10 protein-coding genes and 1 pseudogene are annotated in these 18,481 nt (G+C 36.0%); 7 read left to right on the top strand and 4 right to left on the bottom strand.

What is annotated here, in order from left to right; genetic code table 11:
• Positions 1–746: 746 nt before the first annotated feature.
• Complete coding sequence (locus MKY70_RS27760) at positions 747–8,357, top strand: Cna B-type domain-containing protein (RefSeq protein ID WP_445662176.1); 7,611 nt, start codon at positions 747–749, stop codon at positions 8,355–8,357.
• Positions 8,358–8,547: 190 nt separating this feature from the next.
• On the opposite strand, the pseudogene MKY70_RS27755 reads toward MKY70_RS27760, so the two are convergent.
• From MKY70_RS27755 to map, 3 genes and pseudogenes are all read right to left on the bottom strand, one after another.
• Positions 8,548–8,726: pseudogene (locus tag MKY70_RS27755) on the bottom strand (type I methionyl aminopeptidase); the annotation flags it as partial.
• 374 nt (positions 8,727–9,100) lie between these two features.
• Complete coding sequence (locus MKY70_RS27750) at positions 9,101–10,501, bottom strand: M28 family metallopeptidase (protein ID WP_060749295.1); 1,401 nt, start codon at positions 10,499–10,501, stop codon at positions 9,101–9,103.
• 527 nt (positions 10,502–11,028) lie between these two features.
• Positions 11,029–11,823, bottom strand: a complete 795-nt coding sequence (gene map, locus MKY70_RS27745; protein ID WP_016121123.1) for a type I methionyl aminopeptidase — start codon at positions 11,821–11,823, stop codon at positions 11,029–11,031.
• A 157-nt stretch (positions 11,824–11,980) separates the two neighbouring features.
• Between map and MKY70_RS27740 the strand changes: the two genes are divergently transcribed.
• The 4 genes from MKY70_RS27740 to MKY70_RS27725 are packed head-to-tail and all read left to right on the top strand — an operon-like array spanning position 11,981 to position 15,341.
• Positions 11,981–12,883: an ABC transporter ATP-binding protein gene (locus MKY70_RS27740; protein ID WP_002034877.1), complete on the top strand. Its 903-nt coding sequence runs from the start codon at positions 11,981–11,983 to the stop codon at positions 12,881–12,883.
• Complete coding sequence (locus MKY70_RS27735) at positions 12,880–13,614, top strand: ABC transporter permease (RefSeq protein ID WP_341026257.1); 735 nt, start codon at positions 12,880–12,882, stop codon at positions 13,612–13,614. The genes MKY70_RS27740 and MKY70_RS27735 overlap by 4 nt, the downstream gene beginning before the upstream one ends.
• Positions 13,615–14,742 (top strand): sensor histidine kinase, encoded by a 1,128-nt coding sequence (locus MKY70_RS27730; protein WP_341026255.1) that lies wholly within the window; start codon positions 13,615–13,617, stop codon positions 14,740–14,742.
• Positions 14,739–15,341: a response regulator transcription factor gene (locus MKY70_RS27725; RefSeq protein ID WP_341026253.1), complete on the top strand. Its 603-nt coding sequence runs from the start codon at positions 14,739–14,741 to the stop codon at positions 15,339–15,341. Before MKY70_RS27730 ends, MKY70_RS27725 begins: the two co-directional genes overlap by 4 nt.
• Before the next feature lie 38 nt (positions 15,342–15,379).
• Here the strand turns inward: MKY70_RS27725 and MKY70_RS27720 are convergent, their stop codons facing one another.
• Positions 15,380–17,140, bottom strand: a complete 1,761-nt coding sequence (locus MKY70_RS27720; protein WP_113770384.1) for a M4 family metallopeptidase — start codon at positions 17,138–17,140, stop codon at positions 15,380–15,382.
• Between the two features lie 171 nt (positions 17,141–17,311).
• Here MKY70_RS27720 and MKY70_RS27715 point away from each other — a divergent pair, with 171 nt between their 5' ends.
• Together MKY70_RS27715 and papR are read left to right on the top strand one after the other, a co-directional pair.
• Entirely contained in the window at positions 17,312–18,175 is an 864-nt protein-coding gene (locus tag MKY70_RS27715; RefSeq protein ID WP_002130082.1) for a helix-turn-helix domain-containing protein, read from the top strand.
• Positions 18,176–18,322: 147 nt separating this feature from the next.
• Positions 18,323–18,469 carry a quorum-sensing peptide PapR gene (gene papR / locus MKY70_RS27710; protein WP_000734740.1) on the top strand — a complete coding sequence of 49 codons (147 nt, stop codon included), beginning with the start codon at positions 18,323–18,325 and terminating at the stop codon, positions 18,467–18,469.
• Positions 18,470–18,481: the final 12 nt, after the last annotated feature.

Genomic DNA, 18,481 nt, shown 5'->3' with positions numbered 1-18,481 from the left:
CTGTGTAATTAAACACCAAACGTTTTAACATATGGCCAATTTCACCTCAACTCATAATGGCAGAAAATGCATCTTCAATAACATTTTTTAGAATACGAGTATCCTAGCATGTTTCACAATCGTAATCTTCCTCGGCTGATATGCTAATTTCGATTATAGATGGTACTTCTTGTTATTCTTTAGGAGGATAAGTAAGGAAGTTGACCAAATGCATATTTACTGTGAAGTAGCTAGGCCATACTTGCCGGTAACGAATTTTTCGGTATTTATAGAGCAAACGTTTGCATTGGGTTTGGAGAAATTCCGGAAATTTTACAGCATAATAAGACGACAATGGCTGTCATGAGCTTTATCGTGAGTACTTTTCAAATTGTCTCCTTCTAACTTTGAAGTTATTCTGTGGTCCGTTCATGTGTACTTGTAATTTGAATTTCTTTATCGAAATTTGTCCTGTATCTGTTTTTGTTAAACAGTATATACGAGAAATGAAACATCAGAGAAATTAGATGAATCTATATAAGAGTCAAACTGCAAGTTTCTAAGTAATAGAAGGGTTGAAAAAAGAGAAAAAGATGATAATAGCTATCGAAAATATTTAAGTAAAGTGGCTTAATGACATTGAATAATAGAATCTTTGTCATAGTATGCTTGTACCAGGATCTATCTATTTTTAATTTTATAGGAGGATAACATAAAATATGTATTTAAAAAGAATTACTTCGATTTTTTCGATTATAATGATTTTCATGTTTACTATAGGTCAGAGTTTGCTACCTATAGTAGCAAATGCACAAGAGCTAAACACAGCAGGACTTGTGGATAGTTTTCAGATTGGTAAAACAAATCTAAGTACCACAGAACGGACTAAAGTAACTGTAAACTTCAGTGAAAAAGATGGACTTAGGCTGAAGCCTGGAGACACACTAACATTAACACTGCCTCCAGAATTAAAAGGATTAAATAGCGAGTTTCTATTAAATGACTATGGTACTTGTAAAGTTACAGCAGGTACTGTGGTATGTACATTTAATGATAAAGTGGATACACATGAAAATATTCAAGGGTATTTAAACTTTTTCGTGGAAGCTACTAATGTAGGAACGGATCAAAAGAAAGAGATTGAAACCAATTTTGGTACAAATGTAGATAAGCAATCTGTAACAATTACCGGCCCAAGCAGTGGTGGTGGTACAGATCCTGGAAAGCCACCGTTTTTTTATAAAACTGGTGATATGAACTCAGGTAAGGACGATGAAGTACGTTGGTTCTTGAATATAAACTTAGCTAAAGAAGAGTTAAGTCGTGATATTGTTGTGACTGATAATTTACAGGAAGGTCAAACACTTAATAAGGATAGTTTCTATATAATTGTAGATGATGATTTAGGTCGTCGATCTTTAACGCTACAAGAGCTTGAAGGGCAAGGTTACGGAACAATTACCTTTACCGGAGACAAATCATTTAAAGTTGTGCTTAATAAGGATAAAGCACGTCTTGCCTCCTTTTCGATTGGTTATACATCTACTATAACGGAAGCTGGGAAGACGCAAGATTTTTTTAAGAATGATTATACGATTGATTACCAAGTTTTAAACGAAGAACCAGTTACTGAATCGGGTACTCATCCAGTCGAAAATATGACAGCTGGCGGTGGTGCTACCGGTAACAAGGTCCCAAAAGGAAAGCTGAAAATTATTAAACATATTGAAGGAAATAAAGAAAAAATAATCCCGAATGTTTCGTTTAAGTTGTATAAAGAGTCTGGTGAACAAGTTGGGGGCGAATATACAACAAATGAAAAAGGGATAGTTGAAACTCCTCAATTATCACCAGGTAAATATTATGTACAAGAGGTTTCAGCTCCAGACTATATTGATTTCGATCCTCAGAAAAAAGTAGAGTTTGAAATAAAATCAGATGATGAAAATGGAGTCGAACTGGATATTCCAAATAAAGTGAAAACTACATCTGTTTCAGGAACGAAGATGTGGAAAGGCGATAACGAGAAAGATCGTCCAAGTTCAATCAAAGTAGAATTACTACAAAATGAGAAAATAGTAGACACGAAAGAAGTAACAGCGGCGGATGGTTGGAAATACAAATTTGACAACCTAGCAGTTTATGATGCAAATGGAGTAGCGTACAAGTATGAAGTAAAAGAACAACCGATAGATGGATACACAACAGAAGTAAATGGTTATGACATTACAAATACAAAAGTGGTACAAACAACCAAAGTAGAAGGAACGAAAACATGGAAGGACGGAAATGCGGAAGGTCGTCCGACGATGATTAAAGTAGACTTACTACAAAACGGTACAGTGATTATGACGCAAGAAGTAAGCGAAGCAACAGGCTGGAAATATGAATTTAAAGATTTAGCGATAAACGATGCAGACGGAAAAGCATATAAGTATGAAGTGAAAGAACAAGCAGTAGACGGATACGAATCAAAAGTAAATGGTTATGACATCACGAATACAAAAATAGGCAAGACATCAGTTGCAGGAACGAAGACGTGGAAAGGTGGTACAGAGGAAGAGCATAAAGCCATCAAAGTAGACTTACTACAAAACGGTACAGTGATTGCGACACAAGAAGTAAGCAAAGAAACAGGTTGGAAGTATGAATTTAAAGATTTAGTAGCGTTCGATGAAAATGGAAAAGCATACAAGTATGAAGTGAAAGAACAGCCGGTAGATGGATACGAATCAAAAGTAAATGGTTATGACATCACGAATACAAAAGTAGGTAAGACATCAGTTTCAGGAACGAAGACGTGGAACGATAACAATGCGTCAGATCGTCCGAAAACCATCAAAGTAGATTTAGTACAAAAAGATAACTCACAAGCACAAAAAGAAACAGTGATTGCGACGCAAGAAGTAAGTGAAGCAGCAGGTTGGAAGTATGAGTTTAAAGATTTAGCAGCGTATGATGAAAATGGAGTAGCATACAAGTATGAAGTGAAAGAACAGCAGGTAGATGGATACGAATCAAAAGTAAATGGTTATGACATCACAAATACAAAAGTAGGCGAAACAAAAGTAGAAGGAACGAAGACATGGAAAGACGATAATGCGAAAGATCGTCCGACAATGATCAAAGTAGACCTTTTACAAAATGGTAAAGTAGTAGACACAAAAGAAATAACAGCAGCAACAGAATGGAAGTACACATTTGAAAACCTCCAAGCATATGATGCAAACGGAGTAGCATACAAGTATGAAGTGAAAGAACAAGCAGTAGATGGATACAAACCGGAAGTCAACGGTTATGACATCACAAATACAAAAGTAGGCGAAACAAAAGTAGAAGGAATGAAAACATGGAAAGACGATAACGCGAAAGATCGTCCGGAAATGATTAAAGTAGACCTACTACAAAATGGTACAGTGATTGCGACGCAAGAAGTAAGCAAAGCAACAGGTTGGAAATATGAATTCAAAGATTTAGCGGCATACGATGCCGAAGGTAAGGCATATAAGTACGAAGTGAAAGAACAAGCAGTAGACGGATATCAAACAGAAGTAAAAGGTTATGACATCACGAATACAAAGGTTGGTCAAACAAAAGTAGAAGGAACGAAGGTATGGAAGGACGGAAATGGTGAAGGGCGTCCAGAAACAATCAAAGTAGACCTACTACAAAATGGCAAGGTAATCGATACAAAAGAAGTAAGCGCAGCAAGCGAATGGAAATATGCGTTTACAGATTTAGTGGCATACGATACCGAAGGTAAGGCATATAAGTATGAAGTAAAAGAACAACCAGTAGACGGATATCAATCCGAAGTAAAAGGTTATGACATTACGAATACAAAAGTAAGCAAGACGAAAGTAGAAGGAACGAAAACATGGAAAGACGATAATGCGAAAGATCGTCCGGAAATGATTAAAGTAGATTTACTACAAAATGGTAAAGTAGTAGACACAAAAGAAGTAAGCAAAGCAACAAATTGGAAGTACACATTTGAAAACCTCCAAGCATACGATGCAAACGGAGTAGCATACAAGTATGAAGTAAAAGAACAAGCAGTAGACGGATATCAAGCAGAAGTACATGGTTATGACATCACGAATACTAAAGTTGGTCAAACAAAAGTAGAAGGAACGAAAACGTGGAAAGACGATAATGCGAAAGATCGTCCGACGATGATTAAAGTAGACTTACTACAAAATGGCCAAGTAATCGCAACACAAGAAGTAACAGAAGTGACAGGCTGGAAATATGAATTCAAAGATTTAGCGTCATACGATGCTGAAGGTAAGGCATATAAGTATGAAGTGAAAGAACAAGCAGTAGATGGATATCAATCCGAAGTAAAAGGATATGACATCACAAATACAAAAGTAGGCGAAACGAAGGTAGAAGGAACAAAGACTTGGAACGATAACAACGCAACAGATCGTCCGACGATGATTAAAGTAGACTTACTACAAAATGGTAAAGTAGTAGACACAAAAGAAGTAAGCAAAGCAACAAATTGGAAGTACACATTTGAAAACCTACAAGCATACGATGTAAACGGAGTAGCTTACGAGTATAAAGTGAAAGAACAAGCAGTAGATGGATATCAATCCGAAGTCAAAGGATATGACATCATAAATACAAAAGTAGCGAAATTGACAGTAGAAGGAACGAAGATGTGGAAAGACGGAAATGCAACAGACCGTCCGGTAATGATCAAAGTCAACTTACTACAAAATGGAAATGTGATAAAAACACAAGATGTACTAGCAGTAATGGGTTGGAAATATATATTCGCAGATTTAGAAGCATATGATGCAAGCGGAGTAGCTTACGAGTATACAGTGAAGGAACAACCAGTAAAAGGATATCAATCCGAAGTCAAAGGATATGACATCACAAATACAAAAGTAGGCGAAACGAAAGTAGAAGGAACAAAGACTTGGAACGATAACAATGCAACAGATCGTCCGACGATGATTAAAGTAGATTTACTACAAAACGGTAAAGTAGTAGACACAAAAGAAGTAAGCAAAGTAACAAATTGGAAGTACACATTTGAAAACCTCCAAGCATACGATGCAAGCGGAGTAGCTTACGTGTATAAAGTGAAAGAACAAGCGGTAGATGGATATCAATCCGAAGTCAAAGGATATGACATCACGAATACAAAGGTTGGTCAAACAAAAGTAGAAGGAACGAAAACGTGGAAAGACGATAATGCGAAAGGTCGTCCTTCAATGATTAAAGTCGACTTACTACAAAATGGTAAAGTAGTAGACACAAAAGAAGTAACAGCAGCAACAAATTGGAAGTACACATTTGAAAACCTCCAAGCATACGATACAAACGGAGTAGCTTACGAGTATAAAGTGAAAGAACAACCGGTAGACGGATATCAATCGGAAGTAAAAGGTAATGACATCACGAATACAAAAATAGGCAAGACGAAAGTAGAAGGAACGAAAACGTGGAAGGATGATAATGCGAAAGATCGTCCGACGATGATTAAAGTAGACTTACTACAAAATGGCCAAGTAATCGCAACACAAGAAGTAACAGAAGTAACAGGTTGGAAATATGAATTCAAAGATTTAGTGGCATACGATGCCGAAGGCAAGGCATATAAGTATGAAGTAAAAGAACAAGCAGTAGACGGATATCAAACAGAAGTAAAAGGTAATGACATCACGAATACAAAGATTGGTCAAACAAAAGTAGAAGGAACGAAGGTATGGAAGGACGGAAACGGTGAAGGACGTCCAGAAATAATCAAAGTCGACCTACTACAAAATGGCAAGGTAATCGATACAAAAGAAGTAAGCGCAGCAAGCGAATGGAAATATGTGTTTACAGATTTAGCGGCATACGATGCTGAAGGAAAAGCATATAAGTATGAAGTGAAAGAGCAACCAGTAGACGGATATCAATCCGAAGTAAAAGGATATGACATCACGAATACAAAAGTAAGCCAAACAAAAGTAGAAGGAACAAAAATGTGGAAAGACGATAATGCGAAAGATCGTCCGAAAGCAATTAAAGTAGACTTACTACAAAACGGCAAAGTGATTGCGACGCAAGAAGTAAGCAAAGCAACAGGCTGGAAATATGAATTTAAAGATTTAGCAGCATATGATGCAGACGGAAAAGCATACAAGTATGAAGTGAAAGAACAAGCAGTAGACGGATATCAAACAGAAGTACATGGTTATGACATCACGAATACAAAAGTTGGTCAAACAAAAGTAGAAGGAACGAAAACGTGGAAAGACGATAATGCGAAAGATCGTCCAAATATGATTAAAGTAGACTTACTACAAAATGGCCAAGTAATCGCAACACAAGAAGTAACAGAAGCAAGCGGTTGGAAGTATGAATTTAAAGATTTAGCGGCATACGATGCCGAAGGTAAGGCATACAAGTATGAAGTGAAAGAACAAGCAGTAGACGGATATCAAACAGAAGTAAAAGGTAATGACATCACGAATACAAAGATTGGTCAAACAAAAGTAGAAGGAACGAAGGTATGGAAGGACGGAAATGGTGAAGGACGTCCAGAAATAATCAAAGTCGACCTACTACAAAATGGCAAGGTAATCGATAAAAAAGAAGTAAGCGCAGCAAGCGAATGGAAATATGTGTTTACAGATTTAGCGGCATACGATGCTGAAGGAAAAGCATATAAGTATGAAGTGAAAGAGCAACCAGTAGACGGATATCAATCCGAAGTAAAAGGATATGACATCACGAATACAAAAGTAAGCCAAACAAAAGTAGAAGGAACAAAAATGTGGAAAGACGATAATGCGAAAGATCGTCCTTCAATGATTAAAGTAGACTTACTACAAAATGGCAAGTTAATCGATACAAAAGAAGTGAGCGTAGCAAGCGAATGGAAATATGCGTTTACAGATTTAGCGGCATACGATGCCGAAGGTAAGGCATATAAGTATGAAGTGAAAGAACAAGCAGTAGACGGATATCAAACAGAAGTAAAAGGTAATGACATCACGAATACTAAAGTTGGTCAAACAAAAGTAGAAGGAACGAAAACGTGGAAAGACGATAATGCGAAAGATCGTCCAAATATGATTAAAGTAGACTTACTACAAAATGGCCAAGTAATCGCAACACAAGAAGTAACAGAAGCAAGCGGTTGGAAGTATGAATTCAAAGATTTAGCGGCATACGATGCCGAAGGCAAGGCATATAAGTATGAAGTAAAAGAACAAGCAGTAGACGGATATCAAACAGAAGTAAAAGGTAATGACATCACGAATACAAAGATTGGTCAAACAAAAGTAGAAGGAACGAAGGTATGGAAAGACGGAAATGGTGAAGGACGTCCAGAAATAATCAAAGTCGACCTACTACAAAATGGCAAGGTAATCGATACAAAAGAAGTAAGCGCAGCAAGCGAATGGAAATATGCGTTTAAAGATTTAGCGGCATATGATGCTGAAGGAAAAGCATATAAGTATGAAGTGAAAGAGCAACCAGTAGATGGATATCAATCCGAAGTCAAAGGGTATGACATCACGAATACAAAAGTAAGCCAAACAAAAGTAGAAGGAACAAAAATGTGGAAAGACGATAACAACGCAACAGATCGTCCGAAAGCAATTAAAGTAGACTTACTACAAAACGGTAAAGTGATTGCGACGCAAGAAGTAAGCAAAGCAACAGGCTGGAAATATGAATTTAAAGATTTAGCAGCATATGATGCAGACGGAAAAGCATACAAGTATGAAGTGAAAGAACAAGCAGTAGACGGATATCAAACAGAAGTACATGGTTATGACATCACGAATACAAAGGTTGGTCAAACAAAAGTAGAAGGAACGAAAACGTGGAAAGACGATAATGCGAAAGAACGTCCTTCAATGATTAAAGTAGACTTACTACAAAATGGCCAAGTAATCGCAACACAAGAAGTGAGTACAGCAAGTGATTGGAAATATGCGTTTAAAGATTTAGCAGCATATGATGCTGAAGGTAAGGCGTACAAGTATGAAGTGAAAGAACAACCAGTAGCGGGATACAAATCCGAAGTAAATGGTTATGACATCACGAATACAAAAATCAAGGACGAACCAGGTGTAGATCCAAAAGATCCAAGTACAGATCCGAAAGATCCAAGCACAGATCCAAAAGATCCAAGCACAGATCCGAAAGATCCAAGCACAAATCCAAAAGATCCAGGTACAGATCCAAACACAAATGCAGACAAAAATAGCGATTCAAAAGTTCCACCTACTACAGAAAATGATAAGCCAACATTACTTCCTAACACAGGAGGAACATCAGCAGAAATGAGTTCAATTCTTGGAGGTATGGTATTATTCCTTTTAGGTGGAATCCTACTCGCTCGTCAGCGAATAAAATAATAAAAAAGATTTAGATTATTGATTACACTGTAATCTGAGTAGCAGACAAATTAAAAAATTACTATTGATATTACGCCCTTTAGGTAAGTATTCAAAAACACTTCACGATAAAGTGAAGGGAAGAATGCAACCTGAAGGGCTTTTTTTAGAAAAAAGAGAACAATTTCAGGTTGGACTCAATCAGCGGCCGAATAATATGGTCAGCTTTCATAGAGATAAGCGGCTCTAAAGTAACAATGAAATCGTTTTTGATAAGTCGATTATGTATTGGACCATAAGCTTAGAATGTGGTGTGGTATCTCATGTAATTTAAGATCAATGACCATGTTCCGTTAAGTTTTGGATGAATGCATAGCCATTTTTATGGCTAATTTAGAAATAGTATTTTGTAAAGCTTTGCTCGTGAGTAGCTGCATCAGCGTTTGTTTCAGGAATAAAGGCATTTGTTCCTAAAAATAACTGTTAAAGCTAACACAAATGCAAGAATAATCTTTTCATAGTAGAAAGCCTTCTTTATTAGATGTAATTACTAGTATTATTCTACATGGTAATACCATTCAATAATACAATTACATTAATATATTACGTTTTATATTATACACAATAAATCGTATAATTGATATACTTAAATTAATGTATTAAGATTTTTTTAGGGTAATAACGCCATGTAACAAATATGCTATTATACATATTTATTTTTCCTTAATAAAAAGCCACCGATTAATCGGTAGCTTGAAATAGTATTAAGCAGCTTTTTGACCTGTTTGAGTAACAGGTTTTTGAAGGGTGTTATAAACACCAGTTCCGATAACTTCTAATGCCATTTTCATACGTTCTGGTGAAATGTTCTCAAATACATTATCTTGAGGCGTGTGATATACCTTTTCGATATGATAGATTAATGGATTCCAACTATCGACACCCATCCAAATAAATAGTGCAGAAGGAATACCCACTTCAGCAAATGGTACGTGATCACTAGAGCCGAATTTTCCTTGAAGAACGAGATCATTATTTAATTGTTTACCTGCTTGTAAGGCAGCATCTGTTACAAGGTTCGTTGATCCATCAGGAGTCATTGCATATAAATTCTTTGCTTTATCATAATTTGTTGCAACCATGTCTGCGTTAAAGACACCTAAAATTCGATCGCGTTCTTTTTGGGACAGACTATTAACATAATAATCAGAGCCGAGTAAGCCAGTTTCTTCAGAACCAAAAGCAATAAAACGAATTTCTTTATCAGTTTCTACATTTTGAAAAGCACGAGCTAATTCTAATACTAATCCTGTACCAGAAGCATTATCATTTGCCCCAGGTGCTCCAACGACACTATCATAGTGTGAACTTACAACAACAGCTTTTTCATTACCTGTACTATTTTTTGGTTTCTTTTTAGCGATGACATTTAGGGATGTTAAATTAGATTCATGTCTCGCTTTTAGGGAAAGCATTGTTGTCTCTTTTTTAGCAATTGCTTCTTTAAACGCATTTCCTTGAGCATAAGCAAGACCAAAGACAGGGATAGACTGCTTTTTAGTTAAGCGAGGATTGAAGGTTTGTCCGTAGTTTCCACGACCTCCAATTAAGCTGTATAAAAGTACACCTTTTGCCCCTTTACTAACAGCATTTTCAACTTGTTTATTATAATCTGCTACTGTTGCACCTCTTTCGAATAAAACAATTTTTCCGTTTACCTCATTTGGAATATCATCCAACTTTGTACCACCTTGAACAAAGATAAGCGGAGCTGTAACAGCTTCTGTAGAAATTAGTGCATTTGGAGCAGCGCCAGCTTGCCAATTACGCTTTGTGGATAATGTTGATTCAATAAATCCAACGTATTGATCCGGCACTTGAAAGGGCTGATATTCTACTTCATATCCCATTGATTTAAGCTTCATACCAACATAGCGAGAAGCCCATTCTTCTGATTTTGTACCACCTGGTCGGGGACCGATTGTTTCGGATAAGAAACGGATATGCTCGATGGCGCGGCTTGCATCAACTTGTTTTGTAATAGATGGAGTTTGTGTAATTTCTGACGTGGAATCAGCTTTTGCTTGTCCGATTGGAGCTAAACTAACGGCGAGTGATACAGCAAGCAAGGAGCTTACTATTTTTTGTTTCAGTGATTTTCTCATTTTTTCCTCTCCCATTCTTCTATTCTCTCTGACTGACAAAAGAAGACGGATAACGACTTAATTTTAACTTTATATATCTGAATTTTCAATAATTTGATGTTGAGAAATAAAAAACGCTATATGCACATTTACATATTTTTAGCAGATATATGTATGCTATCATTTTAAATGAAGGATTGCTTTCTGTTTTGAAGGCTCCTACATTGCATGAATCTAGTGTACCCAAACTTTAGATTATGTAGGGAAAAGAGATCCGTTATAGGATTTCTTTTCTTTTGTTTGAATCATGTGATGATAACTATGTTTCCGCATTTCATAATTATCATCAGTGATATATGTAAGGCATCCATATGAAAATACGAGGCTGTTCAAGAGTTTTCCGTACTTTTGGACAGCCTCACCCCGTTAAAAAGGTGATACTTTGATGTATCACCTTTTTATTTTTATAAGCTTTCTGTTTATAGGGATGTTACATAATCAAAAACAGCCGCTTTAGTAGAAGGAATCTACAAAACGGCTATTTTTGATTATAGTTGAGTTAAAATAATTGGCTCGCCACGAGTGACGACAACTGTATGTTCACATTGTGCAACAAGGCTTTTATCTGGTGTAACGAATGTCCAACCATCATCACCGCGCTCAATGATATGATCAGCTTTCATAGAGATGAATGGTTCTACAGCGATAACAAGACCGTCTTTTAGAAGCGCATTATCCATTGGATCATAGTAGCTTAAGATGTGGTTTGGAGCTTCGTGTAAGCTAAGACCAATACCGTGACCAGTTAAGTTTTGAATAACGTTATATCCACTTTTATGTGCAAAGTTAGAAACAGCACGACCAATTTGATTTTGTTTTGAGCCAGCTTTTACTTTTTTCATTGCTTCCCAAAATGAGTCTACTGCTGCTTGGCAAAGTTTTTCTTTTTCTTCATCGTCGCCAAGAACAAATGAGATACCTGTATCTGCATAATATCCGTCAAGTGCTGCCGATACGTCTACGTTTACTAAATCGCCTTCTTTTAATACGCGATCGCTTGGAATGCCGTGAGCAACTTCTTCGTTTACACTAATGCAAGTTACACCTGGGAATTTATATTCTTTTTCAGGCGCTGAAATAGCACCGTTCTCGTCTAATACTTTTTTACCAATTAAATCAAGCTCTTTCGTTGTCATACCTGGCTTCGCTTGTTTTTTCATTTCTTCGCGTGCAAGTGCAACGATGCGGCCGATTTTTCGTAAACCTTCTAAATCTTGTTCATTACGAATAATCATGAAAACCACTGTCCTTCCTCGAATATATGTCTTATCCGATTGTATCATGTTTGTTTTTGTACTGCTACTCGCATGCGGTATGCAGGCTGATTCCTCTCATAAAGAATACATGACAATTGTCATATGGATGTCATGACGCATCATACTGTTTCCTAACTTTTCCAGCACATACAATGTAAATATAAGAAACGGCGGGGGTGGAGAGATGGAAAAGATTATTGAAGTAAATGGTGTTTCTAAAACATTTAAACATAAAAAAGCAGTAAATAACGTTTCATTTCATGTAAATAAAGGGCAAATAGTAGCATTACTCGGCCCAAATGGTGCGGGGAAAACAACGACAATTTCAATGATGCTCGGATTAAAAGATCCGACAGAAGGGAATGTTTCGATATTTGGAAAGAGCCCGAAGCATAGAGATGTTCGTAATAGCCTCGGTGCGATGTTGCAAGAAGTAAGCGTTATTGACAGCATCACAGTAGAAGAGGCAATTGAGTTATTCCGTAGTTATTATACGAATCCAGTAGCGAAAGAAACATTACTTCAGCTATCGAATTTAGAATCAGAGCGAAAGCAAAGATGTGAAAAGTTATCAGGTGGTCAAAAGAGAAGGTTGAATTTTGCACTCGCACTTGCGGGAAATCCAGATTTATTATTTTTAGATGAACCAACTGTAGGGATGGACATTACGTCTCGAAAAGTGTTTTGGGAAACGATTCGAAAGTTAGCAAGTGAAGGGAAAACGATTATTTTAACGACGCACTATTTAGAAGAAGCAGATGCGTTAGCGGACCGCATTTTATTATTCGCAAACGGAAAAATTATCGCAGATGGTACGCCGGATGAAATGAAAGCGACGATTTCTCGAAAAACGATCTCGTTTTATTCAAAAGAAAGTATCCCTACGGGCCTGCTAAAGGAATTGCCGAATGTAACAGGAGTACAGTCAAATGAGGGGCGGATTATTTTAACAACGGAGGATACCGATGCCACGTTACAAGCAATTTATCAAAAGAACTTACCTGTAACAGATATTTCAGTTGAACGTGGAAGTCTCGATGAAGCATTTGAACAGTTTGTCGCAAATCAGAAGGGGGAAATCGCATGAGAGCACTATGGATGCAATGTAAAATAGAGGTTTTACGTACGTTCCGTAATAAATTATTTATCTTTTTCTCATTATTAATGCCAGTTATGTTTTACTACATCTTTACAAATGTTATTCAAGTACCACAAAACGGAGATGCTTGGAAAGCTCATTATTTAATTTCAATGGCGACTTTCAGTATTGTAGGGACTGCACTTTTTAGTTTCGGTGTGAGACTTTCTCAGGAAAAAGGGCAAGGATGGACACATCTTTTAAAAATTACACCACTTCCAGAGGGGGCATATTTAGCAGCAAAGATTATTGCCCAAACAGTAGTGAATGCTTTTTCAATCTTAGTTATTTTTATGGCAGGAATATTAATTAATAATGTTGAGTTAACAGTAGGTCAATGGATTGGTGCCGGATTATGGTTATTATTAGGCGTGACACCATTTTTAGCACTCGGAACAGTAATAGGTTCAATTAAGAAGGCGGATGCGGCTGCTGGCCTGGCTAATATTTTAAATATGAGCTTAGCGGTAGTTGGCGGATTATGGATGCCGATAGAAGTATTCCCAAAAGTATTAAGGTCTATTGGAGAATGGACACCGACATATCATTTTGGTAGTGGGGCATGGGATATTGTAGCTGGGAAGTCAGTTGGGTGGGGAAATATAGCGGTACTAGGAGGTTATTTCCTTATATTTGTTGTAGTATCAATATATATAAGGAAAAGACAGGAAGCGGTATAAATGATAGAGAAGAAGTTTGAGATTTTTCCGAAACAGATGGGTTTCTTCCCATATATGTGGTTAGTGTATCTGTTATTTCCGATTTACCATCTAACGCAGGTATCAGGGTGGAAACTTGGGATAGGGAGCGGTATGTTGATAGTTTTCATTATCACATACCGTCAACTTTATTTTGTTAATAAGACGTTCATTTTATGGGCATGTATTCAAATGGTACTCATCTTTTTATTTGCCTTATTTTATAATGCTTTTATGATATTTTTTGGTTTTTTCACGGCAAGTGCGATGGGCTTTGCGCCAAGTAAGAAAGTATTTCGAGTGTTGTTAGGACTGTTGATTACAATGCTTGGGGCCTTTATATTCGTATATTTTAAGCATTTAACAACTACAAATTTAGTGAATATAGTTCCAATGTTTATTTTAATGCTTCTTACGCCATTTGGAATGCGTAATTTTAATCAAAAAAAGATGTTGAAAAATCAATTAAACGAAGCAAATGAACAAATTAAAGACTTAGTAAAACGTGAAGAGCGCCAGCGAATTGCAAGAGATCTTCATGACACGTTAGGACACACATTATCTCTTATTACTTTGAAAAGTCAGCTCGTGGAGAAGTTAATTGTGAAAAATCCAGATCGTGCAAGTATGGAAGCGAAGGAAATTACACAAACATCTCGCACCGCTTTAAAACAGCTGAGAGAATTAATTTCTGATATGCGTATGATTACAGTGGAAGAAGAACTTGAGCAAATAAAAGCGATTTTGCAAGCTGCCAATATTGAATTAGAAGTAAAGCAGGAGGCTAATTCTAGCTCGTTATCACCAATTGAACAAAATATTTTAGGTATGTGTTTACGTGAAGCTGTTACGAATGTCGTGAAGCATAGTAAGGCAAAGGCATGTACAGTTTCTATATTAGAATCACAAGGTGAGTTGATTTTGAAAGTAGAAGATAATGGCGTCGGTTTGGAAAATCAAAGTCATGATGGAAACGGTATTCGAGGTATGAAGGAGCGGATTTCCCTTATTGATGGAGTAGTTGAACTGGATACGATCAATCCAGGGACACTGTTAACGGTGAAAGTTCCAATTGTAATTAGAACAGGAAAAGATGAGGTGAGGGCATGATTCGAATTATTATTGCAGAAGATCAACGAATGCTTCGTGGTGCATTAGGAGCCCTGCTTGATCTAGAAGATGATATTGAAGTAGTTGGGCAAGCGGCGAACGGTGAAGAGGCCTTAAAGTTAATTGAATCGTTAGAGCCAGATATAAGTATTATGGATATTGAAATGCCAATTCAAAGTGGATTAGATGTTGCAGAAACTTTAAAGAAAAAAAAATCATCTTGTAAAGTAATGATTTTAACAACATTTGCGCGTCCTGGGTATTTTGAAAGGGCAATGAAAGCTGGTGTGCACGGATATTTGTTAAAAGATAGCCCAAGTGAGGATTTAGCTTCGGCGATTCGTAACGTAATGAAAGGGAAACGAGAGATTTCTCAAGAGTTAATGTTTGGCTTATGGCAAGAGCAGAATCCGTTATCGGATCGTGAAAAAGAAGTGCTGTTACTTGCGAAAGAGGGAAAGACAGCAAATGAAATTGCGAAGGCACTTTATCTTTCACCTGGTACAGTGCGTAATTATATTTCTGAAGTATTAGCGAAACTGGAAGCAAAAAATAGAATTGAGGCAATTACAATTGCGGAAGAAAAGGGATGGATATAAAAAGAAGTTTACCTATGAGTGGTAAACTTCTTTTTTGCTTATTTTCCTTGTTGTACTTCTACTACTTTACTAATTTTTGCTAGTGCTTTATATCCATGTGCTTGGAAAGCCTTTTCGAATTCTGTCGATGTTGTATTGCCATATAAATCTTTTGCAGCCTGTACGATGTGGGATTGAAGTGATTCAAAATCTTCTGCTGAAGTTGCGTAATTTTGCAATGCACGCATAACAACTTTACTTACTTTTTCATTTCCTTGTCTTTGAACAGATATACCGTTATACGTTTTACCTTCAGCTAATTGATATAATACATGGCTGATAATTCCAGAATTCACGTGAGATTCTTGATCATTTCCATCATTATAGAAATCTTTTAAGTTTGTGTATAGTTTGTTGCCGCCGTCACCAATTTCCCCTGGGATGTCACGAATTGTTAGACCACCTAACGTATCACCCATAATCCAATTTCCTTTATCTTTCTTTACGTAATATTCTATTTGTGTACCCCAAAAATCTGCTAGACCTTCATTTAGCGCAGATGTTTCAGCACTTGGATATCGCACAATTTTATTTTTCGTCGTACCACTAAATACAGCATGTCCAAATTCATGAGCTGTTACGTCAAGAGCAGAGGTTAATTTTCCATTTAGCCCGTCACCAAAGACCATTTGATTCCAACCTGGATGCCAAAATGCATTTACATAGTTTTCTTTTACACCATCACTAACTTCAGTAGAATCAAATCCGTGGACGCTAGCAACAACTTTTGAGTCTTTATTATCGTAACTTTTCAGATTATGTTCTTTCTTAAAATAGTCGTAAATATCACTCATATTTTTCATAACACCAGCTGCTTCTTTATCTAAGAAGTTAGAGTTATCGCTTGAAATAAGTGTCCCTGGATAACCAGCTTGGCTATCGCCACCAAGGGAATCAGCGTAGTTTGCGTTGTAAATATAAATACCATTTCCGCGGGATAAATCAGCTAAATAAAATTTTCCATCAGAGCCTTTCGCAATATTAAATAATACATTTTCTTGTAGCGCATTTTTCCCAGTTCCTTGTTCTTTCGCTGGTGATAGTTTAGGTGCTGTTACTTGATTAATAGTTTTATTCTCTTTATTTTTAATAAACTTTTCTTGGAAAAGTACTTCACCAGTTTGTAAGTCCATGATTGCATTTCCGTTTATAACTTGTTCATTGTTTTCATAAGTAAATGTAAGGACCGTTGCGTATGTATAGTAGCCATCTTTTTTCTTATAAACTACCGTTTCGCTAGAAAATTCTGTTTCTGTCGCATCACTTGGAATTTGAAGTATATTGCGTAATTTAGATTTTACTTCATTTTTCGACAAAAAATTTGTTATAGTAAGATTAAGTTGTTGGTCTAAATTTTGGGCAACTTTACCACTAACAGTTGTAATTACTCCATTTTTATCTACTTTTACAATGAGATCTTGACCATATACTTTATAATTTTTGTATGTTTGTGCAAGGCGTAATTCGGTTTGATTTTCTTTTGTTTCTTTATTTGTAGGTTGAAAATCGACATTCTTTTCAGTAGTAACTTGCTCTTGTTGAGCTTTAGCCCCATTTACCTCACCTTTTAAATACTTTTTAGCAATATTCTCTTTTGTATCGTTTTGAGGTTGTGTTAATTTTCCGATTGTTAAACCAGGCTGAGCAATTTCAACTTTCACTTCATTTTTATCTAATTCTTGAGCGTGAATAGCTTCTGTTGATAAAGGACAAAGAAGACCGAATGTAACGACAGCACTAGCAAGTTTTCTATAATTCATCTATAACACTCCTAATCTTGTATTGTGTATGTGAGATGAATTGTATGAGGAATTAGCCGAATTTTATATATATTATGCATTATTTCATATCAAAAATTGTCGAATTCACATTATTGTAGTGGTATGACAACTTAAAAAAATTAGATTGTTATAATGGGATGGTGAGTAAGTATGCACGCAGAAAAATTAGGAAGTGAAATAAAGAAAATTAGGGTAATGAGAGGATTAACACAGAAACAACTCTCCGATAATGTATGTCATCAATCGGAAGTGAGCCGAATTGAATCGGGCGCGGTATACCCAAGTATGGATATACTGCAAGGTATAGCAGCAAAATTACAAGTTCCCATTATTCATTTTTATGAGGTACTCATTTATTCCGATATTGAGAGGAAAAAGTTATTTAAAGATAGAATTCAAATGTTGAGTAAGAAGAAACAATATGCTGAAATTTATAGCATTGTTTCAAATGAATTAAAAAAAGAAAAGTTTCATCCAGAATTTAATCAGTTTCTTCTTTGGTACTATTACTTATCTGCATATGTTTTACAGAAAATTAATTTTGAATATTGCATTTTAGAGTTAAAAAAAATTGTACATCAATCATACGGAGGGATAGATGTATTTCAAAATTTATATATTGAAAATTCTATTGCAAGTATTTGTGCAGAAAATAATCAATTAGATAGGGCAATAACTTCATTTCGAGCTATTTTAGAACGGTTAGAATCGCTACATAATAATGAGGCATTCACAGTTAAAGTTCGATACAATTATGCAAAAGCTTTATATTTGAGTGATCAGTTTGAAGAGGCATTGTATCAAGTAAATGAAGCGATTGAAGCTTCTCGGTATATGGGAAGTATGGAATTAATCGGTCAATTGTATTATCAAAAGGGCGAGTGTCTTGAGAAATTAGAGTATTCATCAGATGATATTAAAGAAGTGTATAAAAAAGCGTCTTTCTTCTTTGATTTATTAGATTTACATTCTTACAAAGAGACGTTATTAAAAAAAAAGAAGTATTTAAATTAAAATGATTTGGAATATGTATAGTGGTATATTTCGTAAGTTACATCCACAAAAAGTAATTAAATCTCCAAAAAATGGGTATGCATAATTGCATAAGTTGTGGATAAATTTTCATGATATATTAAAAGAAAACGATGTGGGTGATGGAATATGAAAAAACTACTTATTGGTAGTCTATTAACGTTAGCAATGGCATGGGGTATTTCATTAACAGATACAGCTTTAGAGAAAAGCCAAGTAATTTCTCATAATGATCAAGAGGTACAATTAGCTTCAGATTTACCATTTGAACATTAAAAAAACAACCGT

It is taken from the genome of Bacillus sp. FSL R9-9492 (genome assembly GCF_038007365.1).
Taxonomy (GTDB): Bacteria; Bacillota; Bacilli; order Bacillales; family Bacillaceae_G; genus Bacillus_A; species Bacillus_A mycoides.
The sequence above is the reverse complement of the archived record's forward strand: the minus strand, read 5'-3'. Positions and strand labels throughout refer to the sequence as shown.